The organism is Desulfonatronum lacustre DSM 10312, from assembly GCF_000519265.1.
GTDB classification, from domain to species: domain Bacteria; phylum Desulfobacterota; class Desulfovibrionia; order Desulfovibrionales; family Desulfonatronaceae; genus Desulfonatronum; species Desulfonatronum lacustre.
This window is the reverse complement of record NZ_KI912608.1, coordinates 1540485-1558729: the sequence shown is the minus strand read 5'-3', so window position 1 is coordinate 1558729 and position 18245 is coordinate 1540485. Positions and strand designations below refer to the sequence as shown.

The following is an 18245-nucleotide window of genomic DNA, read 5'->3' as shown; positions in this document are numbered from 1 at the left end:
TTTTTTGACACTTCTTACACGCTGCAAATCGGAGGTTCGCGATTATCTGGCTTTGAATCCTTGGGCGGCAAAGGAATGGAAGCCAACAGTCGCCCCCCGCGCGGGGGGCGTGGATTGAAACTTTAATAGAGATCCCACCCCCCACCCTTGTGATCGTCGCCCCCCGCGCGGGGGGCGTGGATTGAAACACGATTAACCTTTCCGGGAGTGAGAGGTTTTCAAGGTCGCCCCCCGCGCGGGGGGCGTGGATTGAAACAATGTGTTGGCATCTGTCGCTGTTCCTCGGCCAAGTCGCCCCCCGCGCGGGGGGCGTGGATTGAAACACGCTCCAGGAGATCATGGCCGCCATGCGCCACAGTCGCCCCCCGCGCGGGGGGCGTGGATTGAAACTTTACTTGGGGGAAAATATGGAATTTCCTATACAGTCGCCCCCCGCGCGGGGGGCGTGGATTGAAACCTTTCAGGGGTCTTGGTTGCTCTTAGACTCACAGGTCGCCCCCCGCGCGGGGGGCGTGGATTGAAACGAACCTTCTACCACGGAAATAATGCGACCTCGCCGTCGCCCCCCGCGCGGGGGGCGTGGATTGAAACATGTCTTTCTTCAACGGCCCAGGTCCTGGATTCAGTCGCCCCCCGCGCGGGGGGCGTGGATTGAAACCTCATCCCTTGCTGTAACAGGATTTGGGTGTATTGTCGCCCCCCGCGCGGGGGGCGTGGATTGAAACATCATCGGCCTGCACGCCCTGTTCGAAGTCGGCGGGTCGCCCCCCGCGCGGGGGGCGTGGATTGAAACACGACCTCCTTTTTGAAAATCCGCTACGCTCTCAGTCGCCCCCCGCGCGGGGGGCGTGGATTGAAACTGTTTCATGGGTTGCACGCTACATGATAGGAAAAGTCGCCCCCCGCGCGGGGGGCGTGGATTGAAACTTGCGCGGGCGGCTGCGGCGGGTGACCCATTGTTGTCGCCCCCCGCGCGGGGGGCGTGGATTGAAACTCCTGTTGAAGGTTGCGGTTACGGTTACGGAAAGTCGCCCCCCGCGCGGGGGGCGTGGATTGAAACATGTCCCACTCCTGAACGTTCCACCATTTTCCGGTCGCCCCCCGCGCGGGGGGCGTGGATTGAAACAAAAAATGCGGCCCGGACGTTAACGATGACCTTGTCGCCCCCCGCGCGGGGGGCGTGGATTGAAACAATAAATGAAGAAGTAAATGGGATTATAGATGCTTGTCGCCCCCCGCGCGGGGGGCGTGGATTGAAACAAACTACAGTAGAAAATGCCGGTCAAGGTGCTGTTGTCGCCCCCCGCGCGGGGGGCGTGGATTGAAACCGGCCCGCGAACCGGGGGCTGGCGTGGGACCGGGGTCGCCCCCCGCGCGGGGGGCGTGGATTGAAACGCTTCGTAGGTTGATCTTGTTCTCAGCCTTTTCGCGTAAAGGTCAACACTGCCCAGGGCAGGTCGGTGAAGAGTTCGGCTGCGGTGAGTACGCCGTCCGTCGGCGATATGGAACGGTGGGTGAAGCGGTCTTGCCAGCGACCGTCCTTGCCGGCTTTGGGAAGGGTTGTGTTCAGGGCGATGGTCGAGGCCGACCAGGGTTCGCCGGTGGGAAATCCGCCGTCCGGTGGGCAAAGGTCCGCGACGAGGCGGGGCAGGGCTACGATGACCGCCTGTCGCCCATGGGTCCGATGGATACGGGCAAAGGCGAGGATGTTGTTCGCTCTGGTCCCGGAAACCTCCAGAGGGACGTAGTTCCCGTTCAGAAACAGCTCCGGATGGGCGCGGCGCAGCGTCAGCAGGCGCCATTGGACGTATTGCTTGATGCGCCCGTCGTGCCAGGTCCTTTTGAGCAACGCCACGTAGCCTCTTTGATTGTCTTCGGCCTTTGCGGCTTGAAATTCCCGTAACCCATTCCATCTGTCCGCGAAGTTCACGGGACGGCGATTGTCCGGGTCCACCAGGGAGTCGTCCCAGAGTTCCGTGCCCTGGTAGGTGTCCGGCGCTCCGGGCATGGTCAGGCTCAGGATCGTCTGGGTCAGGGCGTTGCACGCGCCGGGTACGGCCAGTTTGGTCACGAACTCCTGGACGTCGCGCAAAAACGGCGCGGCCGTCGGGCCGGAATCCAGGACCTGGGCCGTGAAGTCGGTCAGGGCCTGTTCGTATTCCTCGTCCGGGTTCAGCCAGGACGTGCTGATCTTGGCTTCCCGGGCCGCCTTGATCATGTAGGCCCGCAGCCGGTCCTGCAACGCGGAAAGAGTCGTTGCTCCGGGAAGGTCCGGGCCGAGTCCTTCCGGAGGCCAGACACCGACCAGGGTCTGGTAGAACAGGTATTCGTCCCGGCTGGAGGGCAGAGGACCGAGGGCGGACTCGCGACGGGCCCGGCGGTTGAGGGTCTGCCAGCGTTCCACCCGTTCGGCCCAGGCCTTGGGCAGTTCCGAAAGCACCGCGATCCGGGACCGGACGTCCTCACTGCGCTTGGTGTCGTGGGTAGCCGTGGTGACCATGGATCTGGGCCAGTCCGCTGCGCGGCGCTGCATCTGCTGATGAAAATCCCCCACCGTGCTGATCCGCCGGTCCGGCCCCATGCCCACCTCATTCATGGAGATCAGGGGCAAGACCCGGTAGAACGTGGTGTCCTCCATGCCCTTGGCCATGGCCGGGCCGGTAAACTGCTGGAATTTGCGGGCCAGGCGCAGGACGTCGGCCCGGGGGCGACCGTCGGCGCGTTTTTGCCAGGAGGCCTTGAGCAGGGATTCCAGCACGTCGAAGAGCCGGGGATGGCTCACGGCCCGTGCTCGCCGGGCCAGGCCCAGGGCCCAGTCCAGGTCCCGGACATCCTCCGCGGTGGGGCCTTTGGAGCCGACATAGGTCCGGTAGACCGGAAAACGGGACACGATCTCCCGCAGGGCCTGGCGGACTTCGCCCCGGGAAAAGTCCCGGGTCGCCGGATCGCGCTTGAGCAGGCGGGTGGTTTCCGTGGCCAGCACTTCCAGTTCCGAGGCCAGTTCCTGATCCATGATCTGCCGTTTGGCCCGCACGCCCTCGGCATGGGCGTCCGCGCTCCCCGCGCCCTCGCGCATTTCGTACAGGGCGCGCAGCTCGGCCAAACCTCCGGAATCGATCTGCACGGCGTTGATTTCGCTCAGGGCGTCGTATCCCGTGGTTCCATGCACCGGCCAGCGGTTGCGCAGGGTTTCGTGCTCTTCCAGGATTTTTTCCACATAGACCGGAAAACGGCCGGGGACGAAGCCCAAACTTGCGGCCTGGGGCTTGAGCAGCTTTTGCAGCCGGTCCAGGTATCCGGCGGGATCATAGAGCCCGTCGATGTGGTCGATGCGCAGCCCGTGCACCTGCCCGGCGGCGACAAGTTCCCGGATCAGGCCGTGGGCCGCGGCAAAGACCTCGGGCTCCTCCACGCGCAATCCGGCCAGGTCGTTGATCTGGAAAAAGCGGCGATAATTGATTTCGTGTCCGGCAACCCGCCAGAACGCCGGGCGATAGTGCTGGCGTTCCAGCAGCTTGTGCAGTCGCTCCAAGCCCCGGCCGTCAGGGCTCTCGGGCGAAAAAAGATGCTCGGCATGCTCCAAGGTCCGGCGAAGGTCCGGCAGATCCGCGGTCAGTCGGGCCAGAGTGCCTTTGAAGGTCTCGCCCCGGGTCCGCAGGGCCTTGCGCCGTGTTCCGGAGCGGGGCGTGGTCCGCAGGCGTTTGGATTCGGTGAACGCGGCGCGGATTTCCGGGTGCGCGGCTGTTTCCTCTCCGGCATATTCCAGGCAGGGGGCCAGAATCCGGTGATAGGTGGACGGGCAGACGGGAAAGCGGTGCTCGTAGTACCAGACGCTGAAAGAGCCGGCCTGGGCGTCGAAGCGCAGGCGCAGTTCGCCGCGCTCCAGGACCGCGCCGTAAAGGTCGCCCAGCACGGGCAGCAGGACCTGGTCGTGGATGCCCTGGGTCTGGGGAAACCATTCAATGTCGAAAAAATGGATAAAGCGACTGCTGCGGCCCCATTCCAGCACGTCCAGCCACCACTGGTTGTCGCTGCGGCCGATGCCCATGTGGTTGGGCACGATGTCCATGACCAGCCCCATTTCGGCTTCCAACAAGGCCGCGCTGAGGGCGTCGAAGCCCTTCCGTCCGCCGAGTTCCGGATTCAGGGACTGGTGGTCCACGATGTCGTAGCCGTGGGTGGAGCCGGGCCGGGCGGCCAGGACCGGAGACGTATAGACGTGGCTCACGCCCATGTCCCGCAAATAGGGCACGATTTCCAGGGCGTCGGCAAAGGTGAAGCCGGCGTGGAATTGCAGCCGGTAGAAGGATGTGGGGGCGTAGAGCGGATTCATGGGGTGATCCTGTCCTGTTTGGGCTGGTACAGCGTCATTTCCTCCATGGCTCACCCAGCCTCCGCCACTAGGCGCAGCAAACGCAGCGAGCGCCCTCCCAGGGTCAGTTTTACGCCCGGCGAGTGGGGGCCGACGTCGCCTTCGGGCTGGCCGTCCTCGGACACGGTGTCCATCAGGGACTCCCAGGCTCCGCTGTCTCCATTGGGCAGTACGAAGGCCACGTCTTCATGGCTGGCGTTGACCAGGAGCAGGAAGGTGTCGTCCGGTTCTTGCTCCCCGGTTTCCGTGAGGTGGACGATGCCGGCTTCGCCGCTCAGACGGATGGCCAGGGAGCGGGCTTCGTGGTCGTGCCAGTCGTTCCGGATCATCTCGCGGCCGTCGGGATGCAGCCAGATTACGTCCTTGACCCGCGTACCGGGGATGATGTCTCCGTGGAAGAAGCGGTTGCGGTGAAAGACGATATGCTGGTGGCGCAGGGCGAGCAGCCGGGTGACGAAGTCGATCTGGGCCCGGCCGGCTTCGTCGATGGCCGTCCAATCCAGCCAACTGATTTCGTTGTCCTGGCAGTAGGCGTTGTTGTTGCCCTGCTGGGTGCGGGCGAATTCGTCCCCGGCGGTGAGCATGGGCGTTCCCTGGGACAAGAGCAGGGTGGCCAGGAAGTTGCGCATCTGGCGACGACGCAGGGCCAGGATTTCCGGGTCGTCCGTCTCGCCTTCCACGCCGCAGTTCCAGGAATTGTTGCTGTCCGAGCCGTCCCGGCCGTCCTCGCCGTTGGCCTCGTTGTGCTTGTGGTTGTAGCTGACCAGGTCGTGCAGGGTGAAGCCGTCGTGGGCCGTGATGAAGTTCACGCTGGCCCAGGTTCGTCGGCCGCGGCGGTTGAAGATGTCCGCGGAGCCCGAGAAGCGTCCCGCAAACTCGGGCAGCAGCCCCTCGTCCCCTTTCCAGAATTTGCGCATGGCATCCCGGTATTGGTCGTTCCACTCGGCCCAGCCGGGTGGGAAATTGCCCACCTGATATCCGCCCAGGCCGGTATCCCAGGGCTCGGCGATCAGTTTGACCTGGCCCAGGACCGGATCCTGGGCCACGGCGTCCAGGAAACTGGCGTGCTCGTCGTAGGGGCCCTCCACCCGGGCCAGGGTGGTGGCCAGGTCGAAACGAAAGCCGTCCACGCCCATCACCTGGACCCAGTAGCGCAGCGAATCCATGACCATGGACAGGACCTTGGGATGGCGCAGTTCCAGAGCGTTTCCCGTGCCCGTAAAGTCGTTGTAGAACCGCGGCTGGTCGCCCATCAGATAGTAGTAGGAGTAATTGTCGATGCCCCGGAAGGAGAGGGTCGGTCCAAGATGATTGCCTTCGGCGGTGTGGTTGTAGACCACGTCCAGGATCACCTCGATACCGGCGTCGTGCATTTTTTGAACAAAGCTCTTAAAGGATGAAAGATCGTTTCTGGGGCGGAGGTAGTCCGGGTTGGGCGCGAAATAGGCGATGGAGTTGTAGCCCCAGTAGTTGCTCAGGTCGCGATCAATCAGGTGACGGTCCTGCAAAAAGGCGTGGATGGGCAGCAGCTCGATGGCCGTGACGCCGAGGTTCTTGAGATGGTCGACCACCGGCTGGGAAGCCAGGCCCTCGAAGGTCCCCCGGAACTCCTCGGGCACCTCGGGATGGAGGATGGTGTAGCCCCGGACGTGCATTTCATAGATCACGGTTTCGTGCCAGGGCCGAAAGTCCATGGGCCGGCCCCAGGTGAAGGCCGGGTCCACCACCTGACACTTGGGCATGAAGGGCGCGGAATCCCGTTCGTCAAAGGACAGGTCTTCGTCCGGATGGCCCACTGTGTAGCCGAACAATGCGTCGTCCCATTTCAGATTTCCGACCAGGACCTTGGCGTAGGGGTCCAGCAACAGCTTGTTGGGATTGAAACGGTGTCCCGCCAAGGGCTCGTAGGGGCCGTGGACGCGGTAACCGTATAGCTGTCCGGGCCGGGCGTCCGGCAGATAGCCGTGCCAGACTTCATGGGTGTGTTCCGGCAGGGTTATCCGGGCGGTCTCCGTAACGCCGTCCCCGTCGAAGAGACACAGCTCGACCTTTTCGGCATGGGCCGAGAACAGGGCAAAATTTACACCCGACCCGTCCCAGGTGGCCCCCAGAGGATTGGGCGAACCGGGCCAGACCCGGGGGCCGTTGGGTTTTGAGGGCGTGCCGTTCAAGGCTGTTTCAGCCGCGTTCATGGTGTTGCTCCTGAAGAAGATTGTCAAAAATGGCTGATGGATGGCGACGGTTCTTGAAGCCGGGCCACGAGAGGCTTCCACGTTGCATGACGGGGAAAGAGGATGGCCCGAGACGAGCCGTTACGGGCCGAAGCCGATTCGTCACCCCAAAGCCGAACAGTCGTGAATGTATTGATTTGTTCACTCTTTTCGATTCCAGTCCTCCCAGAATAAGCCCATTGTCCGGTTCTTGCAAATGCGGAAAGTCGTGCCCCTGCTGGTACATGACACGTTCTTTTTCGGAAAGCGGTCGTCGCCTTTCAGACTGAGCGGCGTGGTTCTCGAGCAGTCTGGACCAGGGCGCGGAACAGGCGTTGTTGGCGGCGGTGGTGGGGGAGGTATTCGGGGTGCCATTGGACACCGAGGACGAAGGTTTTGCTCGTGGCTTCCACGGCCTGGATCACGCCGTTGGGCTCCCGGGCCGTGACGCGCACGGTCTGGCCGAGTTGGTCCACGGCCTGGTCGTGCAGCGCGTTGATGCCGCAGGTCGCGCAGCCGAGGATGCCGGCCAGGCGGGAGTCCGGCTCAACATGAATGGTCTTGCGGGGCAGCAGGCTGCGGATGTTGGGGGATTCCTGGTAAAAGCCGGTCAGGTGCTGGTGCAGGGTGCCGCCCAGGGTCACGTTGATCAGTTGCGCGCCGCGGCAGATGCCCAGGATGGGCAGGTCGCGCTCCAGGGCCGCGCGGAGCAGGTTCTGCTCCGGTTCGTCGCGGTCCGTGTTCCGGTCGGGGCTGCGGGTGGTCAGGATTCTCCGGATCAGGAGCATCAGGGGAAAGGCCAGCAAGGCCAGGCCGCGTCGAAACCAGCCCGTTTCTCCCCGAGTGATTTCCTCGGCCATTATTTCGGGAGGCCTCGTCGGCTCCGCGCCATATAAATCCGGTGCCACGTCCGCGCCGCCGCCGATGATCAGGCCGTCCAGTTCCTGAACGTGGCGGGGGCGCTGGGGCGTGATCCGCACCGCGCGGCCTCCGGCCCGCCAAACCGCCAAGCGGGTGAACCACCAGGCGGCCAGGCCGCCGTGGTCCGGCCCGGTGACGCCGATCACCGGCCTTTTCCAATTCATCGCTTCAGCCACGTTCCCAGCATTTCCATCCATTCGTCCACCATCCGGCCCACGACTTCTCCGGGTTTTTCCAGGTAGGCCCGGGCGTGCTCCCGCAAGCGGTCCTTGTCCGCGGCCAGTTTTTCCACCATGATCCAGTCGTTCCACGGCTTGGCCAGGGACCAGTCCGGTTCGTCGATCTGGGAGTTGGGCAGACGGTAGTGGAACGTGGGCCTGGGCTTGATCAGGTGGGTCTCCACCGGCGCCCTCATGACCATATCCCGTTCCAGGTGCGCGAACAGCGGGAGCATGTCCAGGGGGCGGTTGCGGGTGGGGTTGTGCAGGAGGTAGTCGCGGATCAGGCCCGTGAGGTCCGGCGTGTACGCCTCGTCCAGAAGCAGCCGGACGTATCCGCCGGGGAAGGCGCGGATGTACGGCGAGATCTTGCGGGAGACGTCCACGACGCCTCGCTCGGTCAGTCGGTCGTGGAGCAGCACGTAGGCGCGCAGGACGTCCCGCAGGTAAGCCGCGTCCAGATCTGCGACCTCCACGTTGAACTGGGCCCCGAAGGCGTAGACCAGGGCCGCGCGGGTGCCTTTGGCTCCGTCCCGGCGCAGCCTGTCCCGCAAGGCGTCCATGTCCTCCAGAGCCGTGATCGGAATCGGCGGGGCCACCACTTCGCTGGGCACGACGTTGGCCGCCAGGCGAGCCAGTATGGCGTCGAAGGCCCGTTGGTCGTCCATGGCGTCCAGGTCGATGCCGACCTGGGCCAGATAGGGGCGGTATTCGTGATTCTTGAGCAGGCTGGCGTCCAGTTCCACGGCGAACGTTCCGTGGCGCGTCTCCAGGACGTGGATTTCAAAAGGACTTTTGGAATCAATGTGGCCGCCGAACAGGTCCTTGACCGCCTGGGCCATGACCGGCAGCTCCAGTCCGGCCATTTCCATCTCCACGCCCACGCGACGGACCTCTCCATCAGGGGTGCGTGTCTGGTCGGGCAGGATGAGTCGAGGCATATGCGCTCCGGTGTGTTGTCGGGAATGGCGTTTGGCCGGGGTGGCAGGCCCTGGAAGACCCGTGTGAAAGCGTGTAGACGGATCCGAGCGTAACGGCGCGGGCCGGGCAAGTCAAAATCGAGGCTCGGCAACGACGCCCACGTTTTTCGACAACGGCTGCGCCATCGGCAACTTTGCCGTCATCATCATCCCCCGCCATCATGACCACCTTCATCTGGATCGGAATCCTGATCTGTCTGACTCAGTCGGCCATGCTTTCCGGACTGAACCTGGCCTACTTTTCCGTGAGCAAGCTCCATCTGGAGATGGAGTCCTCCCGGGGCAACGTGCATGCCCGGCGGGTGCTGACCCTGCGTCGGGACGCCAACTTGCTGTTGGTGACCATCCTCTGGTCAAACGTGGGAGTGAACGTCCTGTTGGCCCTGCTGTCCGGATCCGTGCTCGCCGGAGTGGCCGCGTTTTTGTTTTCCACCGTGCTGATCACCATTTGCGGGGAGATCATGCCCCAGGCCTATTTTTCCCGGAACGCGCTACGGATGGGGGCCCTGTTGGCCCCGGTGATCCGGATTTACCAGATCGTCCTCTACCCCGTGACCAAGCCCACGGCCGTGCTTCTGGACAAATGGCTGGGCCCCGAGGGAATCGGTTACTTTCGGGAACGGGACCTGCGGGAACTGATCAAGATGCATATGGAGTCGCCTTCCACGGAGATCGACAAGGTGGAGGGCAAGGGCAGCCTGAACTTCCTGGCCCTGGACGACCTGCCCGTGGCCGCGGAGGGCGAGAGCGCGGACCCGCGAAGCATCCTGACCATGAAGTTCGAGCAGGACAGGCCCGTCTTTCCCCTTATCAGGCCGTCCAGCACGGACCCGTTTCTCAATCTCGTGCAAAGCTCCGGAAAAACCTGGGTGATCCTCGTGGACCAGGAGGGAGAGCCGCGCTACGCCGTGAACGTGGCCTCCTTTTTGCGGGAGGCCTTTTTCGATCCGGACAATTTCAACCCCATGGCCCACTGCCACCGGCCGATCATCGTCCGCGACCCCATGACCAGCCTGGGGGCCGTGATTCCACGCCTGAAGGTCCTGCCGGAACGAACGGACGACGACGTAATCGACAACGACATCATCCTCTATTGGGGCGAGGAAAAGCACGTGATCACCGGCTCGGACATTCTCGGTCGGCTGCTGCGGGGAATCGTCCGGGAGGAGTCGAAGGTGGTGCAAGGGTAAAAGACGCGGGTACAGGGGGCGGTACCGCGGGAAGCGTTCGGTCTCCGGCGCAAAAAAAAATGCGGGGATGAAACACCCCGCATTCTTTTATCAACTTCGTACGCTTTCGGTGCGGCTATTCTTTAGTTTTCCTGGAGCAATCGCAAGAAGGGGCTGGAAGGCGTCAGGATGACCTGGGTGTTTTCACCTATGGTCTTTTTATAGGCTTCCAGGGTGCGCAGGTACTCGTAGAAATCAGGGGCCTGATTCAGGGCTTCCCCGAAAACCTTGATGGCTTGGGCGTCGCCTTCACCACGAAGGTGCTGGGAAGTACGGTTGGCCTGGGCAATAAGGACGACCCGCTCCCGGTCGGCCAGAGAGCGGATGTTGGCCGCGGTTTCCTCGCCCTCGGCGCGGTAGGTCTTGGCCTCTCGTTCGCGTTCAGCGATCATTCGGTTGAACACCGCCCGTTGGGTTTCCGCCGGCAGGTCCGTGCGCTTGATCCGCACGTCAATGACCTCAATACCATATTCCTGGATCAACTCGTTGCTCTTGATGGTCAGCTCTTCCATGATCTGAGAACGTTTGGTGGTGACCACCTCGGTCAGGGTGTGCTGACCGAGCAGGACACGCAGTTCGGCGTAGACGACGTCATCCAGCCGGGCCTGGCCCATGGGCAGGGTGCGCAGGGTGGTGTAGAATCGCAAGGGATCGATGATCCGCCACTTGGTGTAGTTGTCCACCATCATGTTCTTTTTGTCCCTGGTCAGGATTTCCGCCGGGCGGGAATCATAATCCAGGATTCGGGAGTCGAAGAAAAGGACGTTTTGGACAAAGGGCAGTTTGAAGTGCAGCCCTGGTTCCTTGGTCTCACTCACGGGCTTTCCAAGCTGGAGCACGATGGCCCGTTCCGTTTCGTCTACGATGTAAGCACTTTGTGTGACCACCAGAAAGCCGATGAACAGGGCGACCAAAATCACCGGAAGGGTCAATGTGGGAGTTTTCATTGTGCTCGACCTCCTCGTACGGACGGCGCGGTTCCGGCTTGGGCCGGTTGTCTGGCCTGTTGCGAGGCGGCTTCCGGAGCGTCAAGCCGTTGCGCCCCGGGGGTCATGGCGCCGAGCGGTAGGTAAGGGAGTACTTGGCTCAGCGCATTGTCCGAGATGAAGGTCTTCATAAGTTCGGGATTGCTTAAAACCTCTTCCATGGTTTCGAGATAGAGTCGGGTCCTGGTGACATCCGGGGCTTGATTATATTCCGCGAGCATGGACAGGAAGCGTTGGGCCTCACCTTCCGCCCGTCGAACCACGGCTTCCTTGTGGGCTTCAGCCTGGTTGATGATCACGGCGGCTTCACCTCGGGCACGAGGGACGATGTCGTTGCGGTAGGCTTCGGCCTGGTTCTGGATGCGGACGGCGTCTTCCCTGGCGCGGACAACGTCGCGGAAGGAATCGATGACCGGTTCCGGCGGTTGGACGTCCTGGAGCTGGACGGCTAATATCTGGATTCCGGACTCGTAGCGGTCCATGATATTTTGCATCAAAGCCCGAGTTTCGTCCTGAATGGCCGGTTTGCCGTCAGTCAGGGCAGCATCCAGCTTATTGTAGCCGATGACCTCGCGCATGGCCGCCTCCGCGGCGCTTTTCACCGATGCGTCGGGCATTTGGATATTGAACAGGAATTTGACCGGATCATTGAGTTGATATTGGACGATGAATTGAACGTCCACGATGTTTTCATCACCGGTGAGCATGTGCGACTCTTCCGGGACGATCCGGTACTGAGGCTCCCCGCCCATTGCCGAAGGAGCCTGAATGGTGCGGTAGCCGATTTCAAAGCGCCGGACCTGCGTCACCTTGGGAGTCTGCACGGACTCGAAGGGGAAGGGGATGCGGAAGTGCGGCCCTGGATCGGTTATGCGGTTATAGGCACCGAATCGTTGGACGACACCCACTTCGTCGGGATTGACGATGTAGATCCCCGAGGCAAGCCACAGCAGAAGAAGCACTAACACGACGATCTTGCCGCCACCGGGCAGCTTGATGTTCTTCAGCTTGTTCAACTGCTCGTTGAGTTGCGCGAGATCCGGGGCCCCGGGAGGCCCGTTCCTTTTCCGTTTGTCTTGGAGTTTGTCCCAGTCCCAGTTCATGGTTGTCAACCTAAAGCAACCCTGATTTGAGGTCAAGGCGAGGTTTTTGAGGACCAAGTGGTCAAAGGCTCAGGCTGTCCGGACTTGGCTTGAAGCGAAAATCCGCCTAAAGGTCATTTGCTCCGGCAGTAATCCGTTGAACCGTGAACCATTGAACTTTTCCGAGGAGCTGAGGTGATGCTGATCAAACGGGAAATATTTCGAGCCTACGACATCCGTGGTGTCGTGGATCGTGATTTCGACGAGGCGTGGGTGGAAGTGTTGGGAAAGGCGTGCGGGACGTTTTTCCTCAGGAGAGGCCAGCATCAGGCCGTTGTCGGTCACGATTGCCGACACAGCTCTCCCGGTTATCAAACCGCGATGATTAAAGGACTCCTGTCTACGGGCGTGGACGTGCTGTTTATCAACATGGTTCCCACGCCGCTGTTTTACTACGCGGTAAAGAAGTTCAACCGCCAGGCAGGGGTGATGATCACGGCCAGCCATAATCCGCCTGAATTCAACGGGTTCAAAGTCTGGTCCGGAGCGGGAACGATTCATTCCGAGGATGTCCGGGAAGTTTATGAAATCATGGCTCGCGGCGAGTTCAGTTCCGGGCAGGGGATCGCTTCCGAGCATGATGTGGTTCCGGCGTACCTGGAGGAACTTTCCGCCCAGGTCCAACTCCCAGCCCCGGTCCGGGTCGTCGTGGACGGAGGCAACGGGGCCGGTGGGGAGATTTGCGCCGAACTGCTGCGCCGGATCGGCGCGGACGTGGTGGAATTGTACTGCGAGCCGGACGGGAATTTTCCGAATCATCATCCGGACCCGACCCGTGACGAAAACAACGATGATCTCAGGGCCAAGGTTCTGGAAGTCGGGGCCCAGGCGGGCATCGGGCTGGACGGTGACGCGGACCGGATCGGGGCCTTGGACGAACAGGGCCGGATGATTTACGGCGACCGTCTCCTGGCCGTCTTTGCCCGTCACGTGCTCCAGGATCGGCCCGGGGCTACCGTGATCGGCGAGGTAAAATGCTCGCACCTGATGTTTCAGGACATCGCCGATCACGGCGGCAAGCCGATTATGGGACAGACCGGCCATTCTCTGATCAAAGCCAAGATGCAGGAAACCGGGGCGGCTCTGGCCGGAGAGATGAGCGGGCATATGTTTTTCGCGGACAGATATTACGGGTTCGACGACGCGTTGTACGCCGCGATGCGTCTGGTGGAGATCATCGGCCAAAATCCGGCCAAGCCGCTGAGCACCTATCTCGATGAATGGCCGCCCATCTTCTCCACTCCTGAAATCCGCATGGATTGTCCCGAAGAAATCAAGTTTCAAATCGTGGAGCGGGCCCAGGCCTTTTTCCGGGATCGTTTCGACGTGGTGGACGTGGACGGCGCGCGCATCGTATTTCCCGACGGTTGGGGGCTGCTGCGCGCTTCCAACACCCAACCCATCCTGGTCTTGCGTTTCGAGGCTGAATCCGAGGCTCGCTTGAAGGAAATCCGCGCTCTGGTGGAAGAGCCCCTGGAGCGATGGATCGCCGAGTTGGGCGGGTGAGGCCAGCGTGAGCCGCTTGGGTTCACTGCTTCTTGAACTTCAAGATTTCAGCCGCGAGGTCCTGAGATGCCGTTCGGAGTAAAACGAAATGCCGCGCCCTGGGAGGGGCTGTTGCGGGCTTTAGGCATGATCTTCGTGTTCATGGGCGTGATCTGGCTGTTCTGGAACCACAACCAGCGCACCATTGAGATGCTGGATGCACATCAAGTGGTCGTGGATCACGGCGGCATGCTGACCGATGCGCAAAAACAATCCGTTCGCGATTTGTCTCGGGCCCTGAAATCGTCATTCGGGCTGGACTTGCGGCTGGTGGTGTCCGCGGACGGGTTGACGCCGCCGTCGGTGGACGCCAAGACCATCCATATCGGCCTTGATCCCGAAGGCGAGACCTTTCAGGTGGTCTTGCCGCCCATTGTGGAACGAGCTCTGGGGCAGGGGTTTACCAGGTACTTGCGCGAGGAGCATTTCGTCCCATACTGGGCGAGCGGCAATTGGCAACGCGGGCTGGGAGAGGCGCTGAGCTTGATTTGGAACGCCCTGAACAGCCCGGAGGACGAATTGGGCGAATATCATCACGGCGCGGACGATCGCCCTCAGGGGAGCGGTTCGTACCGGGGCGTCGTGCGCGACGAAGGACCCTTCAATGAGTGAGGATAAAGTGACGAGAATATATACCGACGGCGCGTGCCTGGGAAATCCCGGACCGGGAGGATGGGGCGCGGTGGTGCTCGCTGACCGGGAACGCCGGGAGTTGTCGGGCGGCTACGGATTGACCACCAACAACCGGATGGAGATGCTGGCCGTGATTGAGGCCTTGAGCCTTCTGCGGGACCGGTCGGTGGTGGAACTCTATACGGATTCCAAATACATTCATGACGCCGTTGAAAAAGGGTGGTTGGCCAAGTGGAAACGCAACGGCTGGCGGACCGCGGACAAGAAGGCGGTCAAGAACCAGGACCTTTGGCTGCGTATGGATGCCTTGCTTCAGACGCATGACGTAAGTTTTCACTGGGTTCGCGGCCATTCTGGAAACCCGGAAAACGAGTGTTGCGATAGACTGGCCAGTGCCGCCGCGCAAGGGAAAAATCTGTCCAAGGACGCCGGGTACGTACGATAGCGTCGCGGCGCTGGGCAACAAAAAAGGCGTCCCGGTTCGGGACGCCTTTTTTGCGTGATTCGGTTCGGAAAACTATTTCAATCCGAGTTGTTCCTTGATGTAGGGGATGTCCACGTTGTTGCTGACCACCTGGGCGCCTTGCTGGATTTTGACCAAGTCGCGCAGTTTCAGGCGGGAGAGAATGGCGTCCATCTTCTTGGACATGGTGAAGGTGTCGTCGCGGACGATGATGATCGGGATTCCCTTGACCTCGGCCCGGGTCAGGATGATATCGTTGGGATAGATGTTCCCGGTCAGGATCAGACACGGGCATTCCCCTTCCAGGGCCACCAACTGAACGTCGGAGCGGTCGCCGCCCATGATGATGGCGGTGTTTTTGTTCTTGCGGAAGTGGGTCATGAAGTTTTCGACCTGCATACTGCCGATCAGGAAATTCTCCACGACGCGGTCGGCCTTGTCCTTGGCCGTGACCACTCGTCCACCGAGCCGTTGGGCCAGTTCGCCCACCTGGACCGCGCCGAGCAGCGGATCCCGGGGCAAAATGCCGAGGACCTTCACTCCGCTGCGTTCCAGGAAAGGCGTCAGCCGGTTTTTGACCTCGTCCATGTAGTCCGCGGGAATGTCGTTGAGAATCGTTCCGATAAATTGATCGCCCAGGGCGTCCTTGAGCACCACCAGGTAGTCGTAGTTCAGTTCCTTGGAGCAGCGGTCGATGACGATGGATTTGATGCCCAGGGTGCGTACGACTTCCACGGCGTCCACGTTGCAGTATTTGCCGGAATACATGCTCCCGGAGCCGGCGACGATGGTTACGTCCTTGCCCTTGCTGACGGCTTCGTAGCTGCGTTTGATGTCGCCCATCAGGTCGTGGGTCAGGCCGCCGAAGGCCTTGGTCTTGAACTCCTCGGTGACCAGTACGGGGGTGACGACTTCGGGGTCTTCCTTCAGTCCCAGCACGTCCTGAACAAAGAACGCGTCTTCGTCTCCCATTTTGCCGTCTTTTTCCACGGGTACGGCGCCCACAGGCTTGATGTAGCCGACGTTCAGGCCGTCTTTTTGAAATTTGAGACCAAGCCCCATGGCTATCAGGTTTTTTCCTGAATAGCCTGACGTCGAGCCCACATAAATACCGACCATAGGATGCCTCCTTGCGTACGTTCGTAATCGTGTAGGAAGATGATGCCTAGCGTGAAATGCCGAAAGATGTTTTTTAGATGTTCGGCGAAGAAGGCGTACACTACGCCTGCCCACGAGCAATCGCAATATTTTTCGAGAAAGTCTCCTTCAACCTAGATAAAAGGCGCGTTCTTCTCGACGAAAGGTTTTGAAAGGCTCTGAGCGGGCTTGAGGTGCAAGAGGGTGACGCGGTTCGAAGCTCTTGACCGGGCATTTTTTTCCTTGATAGCGGGAGTCAGGAGTCAGGAGTCAGGAGTCAGGAGTCAGGAGTCAGGAGTCAGGAGTCAGGAGTCAGGAGTCAGGAGTCAGGAGTCAGAAGGCGGAAGACAGGCTCTGAGCTGAACGCTGAAAAGGGGGGCATAAGGAGGTCGGGTGCGTTGATGGAAAGAGACGGTTGGGATTGCGACATTTTTCATTCACGACTGAGAGGTGAAAATGGATGACATTGAGCAGGTGCAGGCGCGTATTCGGTATGCGTTTGGTGATGTCAAATTATTGAACGAGGCCCTGACGCACAGTTCTTATGCAAACGAGTCGCCCGGAAGAGGCCAGAGCAACGAGCGTCTGGAATTTCTGGGGGACGCGGTTCTGGAGCTGAGCATTACCGAGGAATTGTATGTTCGCTATCCGGAGGCCAACGAGGGCCAGTTGACTACGTTCCGGGCCATGCTGGTGAATGAAGGTGTTTTAGCGGGGTTGAGCCGGAAGCTGAAGATCGACCGAGTCCTTTTGCTGGGGCATGGTGAAGAGAACCAGGGAGGGCGACAGCGTCAATCGCTGCTCAGCGACGCCTTTGAGGCGCTTCTTGGAGCGATTTTTCTGGATGGGGGATATGCGGTGGCCAAGCAGTGGGCTCTGGAGCGGTTCGTCGGACTGTGGCCCAGGCAGATGGAATTGCCCGTGGAAAAGGATCACAAGACGAAGCTCCAAGAGTTGACCCAGCAACATTGCCGGGACCGTCCGGTATATGTTTTGGAGGGAAGTTCAGGGCCGGAGCACGAGCGAACGTTTCATATCCTGCTTAAATTGCCCACTGGCGAGGAGTTTCGGGATTCGGGCAGCAGCGTCAAAAAGGCCGAGCAGAATGCCGCCCGCCAAGCCATGGTATTCCTCAAACAAGGTGACCCCGTGTCATGAGCCTCACTTCAGCCCCCGAGACGCACGTCTCGGGGGCTGAAGTTTTTCAGGAGGTCAGCGATGTCAAGGGATTCCAATTCGCCGATGCGGCTCAAGCGGTTGCTCGAGGTTAGCCGCTGATGAGCTGCATGGCCATTCGAGGCAGGGAGTTGGCCTGAGCCAGCATGGCCACCGCCGCCTGGGTGATGATCTGGTTGCGGACGAATTCGGTCATTTCCAAGGCCACGTCCGCGTCGGAAATCCGAGACTCCGCGGCCTGCAGGTTTTCGGCCTGGATGGACAGGTTGGTGATGGTGTTGGCCAGGCGATTCTGCAAGGCACCAAGACTGGCGCGAATATTGTCCTTGGAAAGGATGGCGTTTTCCAGGGCGTCGAGGGCGAGCTGAGCTCCCTCTTGGGTGGAGATGGAAAAACCTGCCCTTCCTTCAAGGGTGGAAGCGCTTCGATAGTTTCGGTTTGCCGCATTGCCGACCCCGAGAGCGGATGCCGTGGAGTTACCGATGGCAATGTAGTAGTAGTCCTCGGCGCTGTTGTTGGATGGCCCGAAGTGAATTTTCAAAGGACCACTGGAGATAAGGCCGGCACCGTTATGATCTCCGCCCCAGTCCGCTGGGTTTCCAGAGCCTGTGGAAAGATTGCCGTTCAGCAGGTAAATGCCATTGAACTTCGTTGCATTGGCGATTCGGGTGATTTCCGAGGCCATGGCCTGATATTCCGAGTCGATAATCAGGCGCTGGTCGGAGTTGTAGGTGCCGGTGGCCGCCTGGGTGGCCAGTTCCTTCATCCTGATCAGCTTCTCGTCGATGACGGCCAGGGCGCCGTCCGCGGTCTGGATCATGGAAATGGCGTCGTTGGCGTTGCGAATGCCTTGGCGCATGGAGGAAATCTCCGCTCGCATCAGTTCACGGATGGCCAGCCCGGCGGCGTCGTCCGCGGCGCTGTTGATGCGCAATCCCGAAGAAAGCCGCTCCGTGGACGTCCCGAGTCTGCCGTAGGCTGCGGACAGATTCCTGGCGGCGTTCTGTGCCATTAAATTGTTGTTGATTGTCAGGGACATAGCTGAACCTCCTAAAAGGGTGACATCGTGATGTCTAGCTTTTAGCAAGGGGAGTGCCAACTATGTTTAGTTGTTTTTTTTCTGAGTGTTATATTTTTATGTTGCGAGCTAAGAGCTCTTCTTGCGACATGTTTGCGCTAACGGTTTGTTTTTCTTGCCAGCGCTGATGATAAAGGTGGGAGTGGTAATTTTTA

Annotated in this window: 13 protein-coding genes and 1 CRISPR repeat array; of the genes, 5 read left to right on the top strand and 8 right to left on the bottom strand. The window is 60.8% G+C overall.

Going from position 1 to position 18245, the window contains the following annotated elements:
- Positions 1-88: 88 nt before the first annotated feature.
- A CRISPR array of direct repeats spans positions 89-1395; the repeat unit is 33 nt; unit sequence GTCGCCCCCCGCGCGGGGGGCGTGGATTGAAAC.
- Positions 1396-1417: 22 nt separating this feature from the next.
- The 4 genes from treY to DESLA_RS0107325 form a co-directional block, all read right to left on the bottom strand.
- The gene (gene treY / locus DESLA_RS0107340) at positions 1418-4333 is read right to left on the bottom strand and encodes a malto-oligosyltrehalose synthase (protein ID WP_028571946.1); all 2916 of its coding nucleotides are present in this window, start codon (positions 4331-4333) and stop codon (positions 1418-1420) included.
- 50 nt (positions 4334-4383) lie between these two features.
- Positions 4384-6564, bottom strand: a complete 2181-nt coding sequence (gene glgX, locus DESLA_RS0107335) for a glycogen debranching protein GlgX (RefSeq protein WP_051434476.1) — start codon at positions 6562-6564, stop codon at positions 4384-4386.
- A 299-nt stretch (positions 6565-6863) separates the two neighbouring features.
- Positions 6864-7667, bottom strand: a complete 804-nt coding sequence (locus tag DESLA_RS0107330) for a gamma-glutamyl-gamma-aminobutyrate hydrolase family protein (protein ID WP_035261507.1) — start codon at positions 7665-7667, stop codon at positions 6864-6866.
- The gene (locus DESLA_RS0107325) at positions 7664-8662 is read right to left on the bottom strand and encodes an amidoligase family protein (RefSeq protein ID WP_051434475.1); all 999 of its coding nucleotides are present in this window, start codon (positions 8660-8662) and stop codon (positions 7664-7666) included. The genes DESLA_RS0107330 and DESLA_RS0107325 overlap by 4 nt, the downstream gene beginning before the upstream one ends.
- A 200-nt stretch (positions 8663-8862) precedes the next feature.
- Between DESLA_RS0107325 and DESLA_RS0107320 the strand changes: the two genes are divergently transcribed.
- Positions 8863-9891 (top strand): DUF21 domain-containing protein, encoded by a 1029-nt coding sequence (locus tag DESLA_RS0107320; protein ID WP_028571942.1) that lies wholly within the window; start codon positions 8863-8865, stop codon positions 9889-9891.
- A 122-nt stretch (positions 9892-10013) separates the two neighbouring features.
- Here DESLA_RS0107320 and hflC read toward each other — a convergent pair whose 3' ends face one another.
- Positions 10014-10877, bottom strand: a complete 864-nt coding sequence (gene hflC / locus DESLA_RS0107315; RefSeq protein WP_028571941.1) for a protease modulator HflC — start codon at positions 10875-10877, stop codon at positions 10014-10016.
- Entirely contained in the window at positions 10874-12019 is a 1146-nt protein-coding gene (gene hflK / locus DESLA_RS19305) for an FtsH protease activity modulator HflK (RefSeq protein ID WP_051434474.1), read from the bottom strand. Before hflK ends, hflC begins: the two co-directional genes overlap by 4 nt.
- Positions 12020-12196: 177 nt before the next feature.
- Here hflK and DESLA_RS0107305 point away from each other — a divergent pair, with 177 nt between their 5' ends.
- The 3 genes from DESLA_RS0107305 to rnhA all read left to right on the top strand — a co-directional run bounded on the left by DESLA_RS0107305 (position 12197) and on the right by rnhA (position 14681).
- Positions 12197-13564 (top strand): phosphomannomutase/phosphoglucomutase, encoded by a 1368-nt coding sequence (locus tag DESLA_RS0107305; protein ID WP_035261504.1) that lies wholly within the window; start codon positions 12197-12199, stop codon positions 13562-13564.
- Positions 13565-13630: 66 nt separating this feature from the next.
- Complete coding sequence (locus tag DESLA_RS19300) at positions 13631-14215, top strand: TPM domain-containing protein (protein WP_156932903.1); 585 nt, start codon at positions 13631-13633, stop codon at positions 14213-14215.
- On the top strand, positions 14208-14681 hold the full coding sequence (gene rnhA, locus DESLA_RS0107295; RefSeq protein WP_028571939.1) for a ribonuclease HI: 474 nt from the start codon (positions 14208-14210) through the stop codon (positions 14679-14681). Before DESLA_RS19300 ends, rnhA begins: the two co-directional genes overlap by 8 nt.
- A 72-nt stretch (positions 14682-14753) precedes the next feature.
- On the opposite strand, the gene DESLA_RS0107290 is transcribed toward rnhA, so the two are convergent.
- A complete protein-coding gene (locus DESLA_RS0107290; RefSeq protein ID WP_028571938.1) occupies positions 14754-15818 on the bottom strand; it encodes a phosphotransacetylase family protein in 1065 nt (354 codons plus the stop codon).
- A 474-nt stretch (positions 15819-16292) separates the two neighbouring features.
- Here DESLA_RS0107290 and rnc point away from each other — a divergent pair, with 474 nt between their 5' ends.
- Complete coding sequence (gene rnc, locus DESLA_RS0107285) at positions 16293-16994, top strand: ribonuclease III (RefSeq protein WP_028571937.1); 702 nt, start codon at positions 16293-16295, stop codon at positions 16992-16994.
- Positions 16995-17103: 109 nt separating this feature from the next.
- On the opposite strand, the gene DESLA_RS0107280 is transcribed toward rnc, so the two are convergent.
- Positions 17104-18051, bottom strand: a complete 948-nt coding sequence (locus DESLA_RS0107280; protein ID WP_028571936.1) for a flagellin N-terminal helical domain-containing protein — start codon at positions 18049-18051, stop codon at positions 17104-17106.
- Between the last annotated feature and the right edge of the window lie 194 nt (positions 18052-18245).

Bases quoted from the DNA above. Each gene is read 5' to 3' on its own strand.
- DESLA_RS0107280 (WP_028571936.1), bottom strand. From the start codon at position 18,051: ATGTCCCTGACAATCAACAACAATTTAATGGCACAGAACGCCGCCAGG.
- DESLA_RS0107305 (WP_035261504.1), top strand. From the start codon at position 12,197: ATGCTGATCAAACGGGAAATATTTCGAGCCTACGACATCCGTGGTGTC.
- DESLA_RS0107320 (WP_028571942.1), top strand. From the start codon at position 8,863: ATGACCACCTTCATCTGGATCGGAATCCTGATCTGTCTGACTCAGTCG.
- DESLA_RS0107290 (WP_028571938.1), bottom strand. From the start codon at position 15,818: ATGGTCGGTATTTATGTGGGCTCGACGTCAGGCTATTCAGGAAAAAAC.
- treY (WP_028571946.1), bottom strand. From the start codon at position 4,333: ATGAATCCGCTCTACGCCCCCACATCCTTCTACCGGCTGCAATTCCAC.
- hflK (WP_051434474.1), bottom strand. From the start codon at position 12,019: ATGAACTGGGACTGGGACAAACTCCAAGACAAACGGAAAAGGAACGGG.
- DESLA_RS19300 (WP_156932903.1), top strand. From the start codon at position 13,631: ATGCCGTTCGGAGTAAAACGAAATGCCGCGCCCTGGGAGGGGCTGTTG.
- rnc (WP_028571937.1), top strand. From the start codon at position 16,293: ATGGATGACATTGAGCAGGTGCAGGCGCGTATTCGGTATGCGTTTGGT.
- DESLA_RS0107330 (WP_035261507.1), bottom strand. From the start codon at position 7,667: ATGAATTGGAAAAGGCCGGTGATCGGCGTCACCGGGCCGGACCACGGC.
- hflC (WP_028571941.1), bottom strand. From the start codon at position 10,877: ATGAAAACTCCCACATTGACCCTTCCGGTGATTTTGGTCGCCCTGTTC.
- glgX (WP_051434476.1), bottom strand. From the start codon at position 6,564: ATGAACGCGGCTGAAACAGCCTTGAACGGCACGCCCTCAAAACCCAAC.
- rnhA (WP_028571939.1), top strand. From the start codon at position 14,208: ATGAGTGAGGATAAAGTGACGAGAATATATACCGACGGCGCGTGCCTG.
- DESLA_RS0107325 (WP_051434475.1), bottom strand. From the start codon at position 8,662: ATGCCTCGACTCATCCTGCCCGACCAGACACGCACCCCTGATGGAGAG.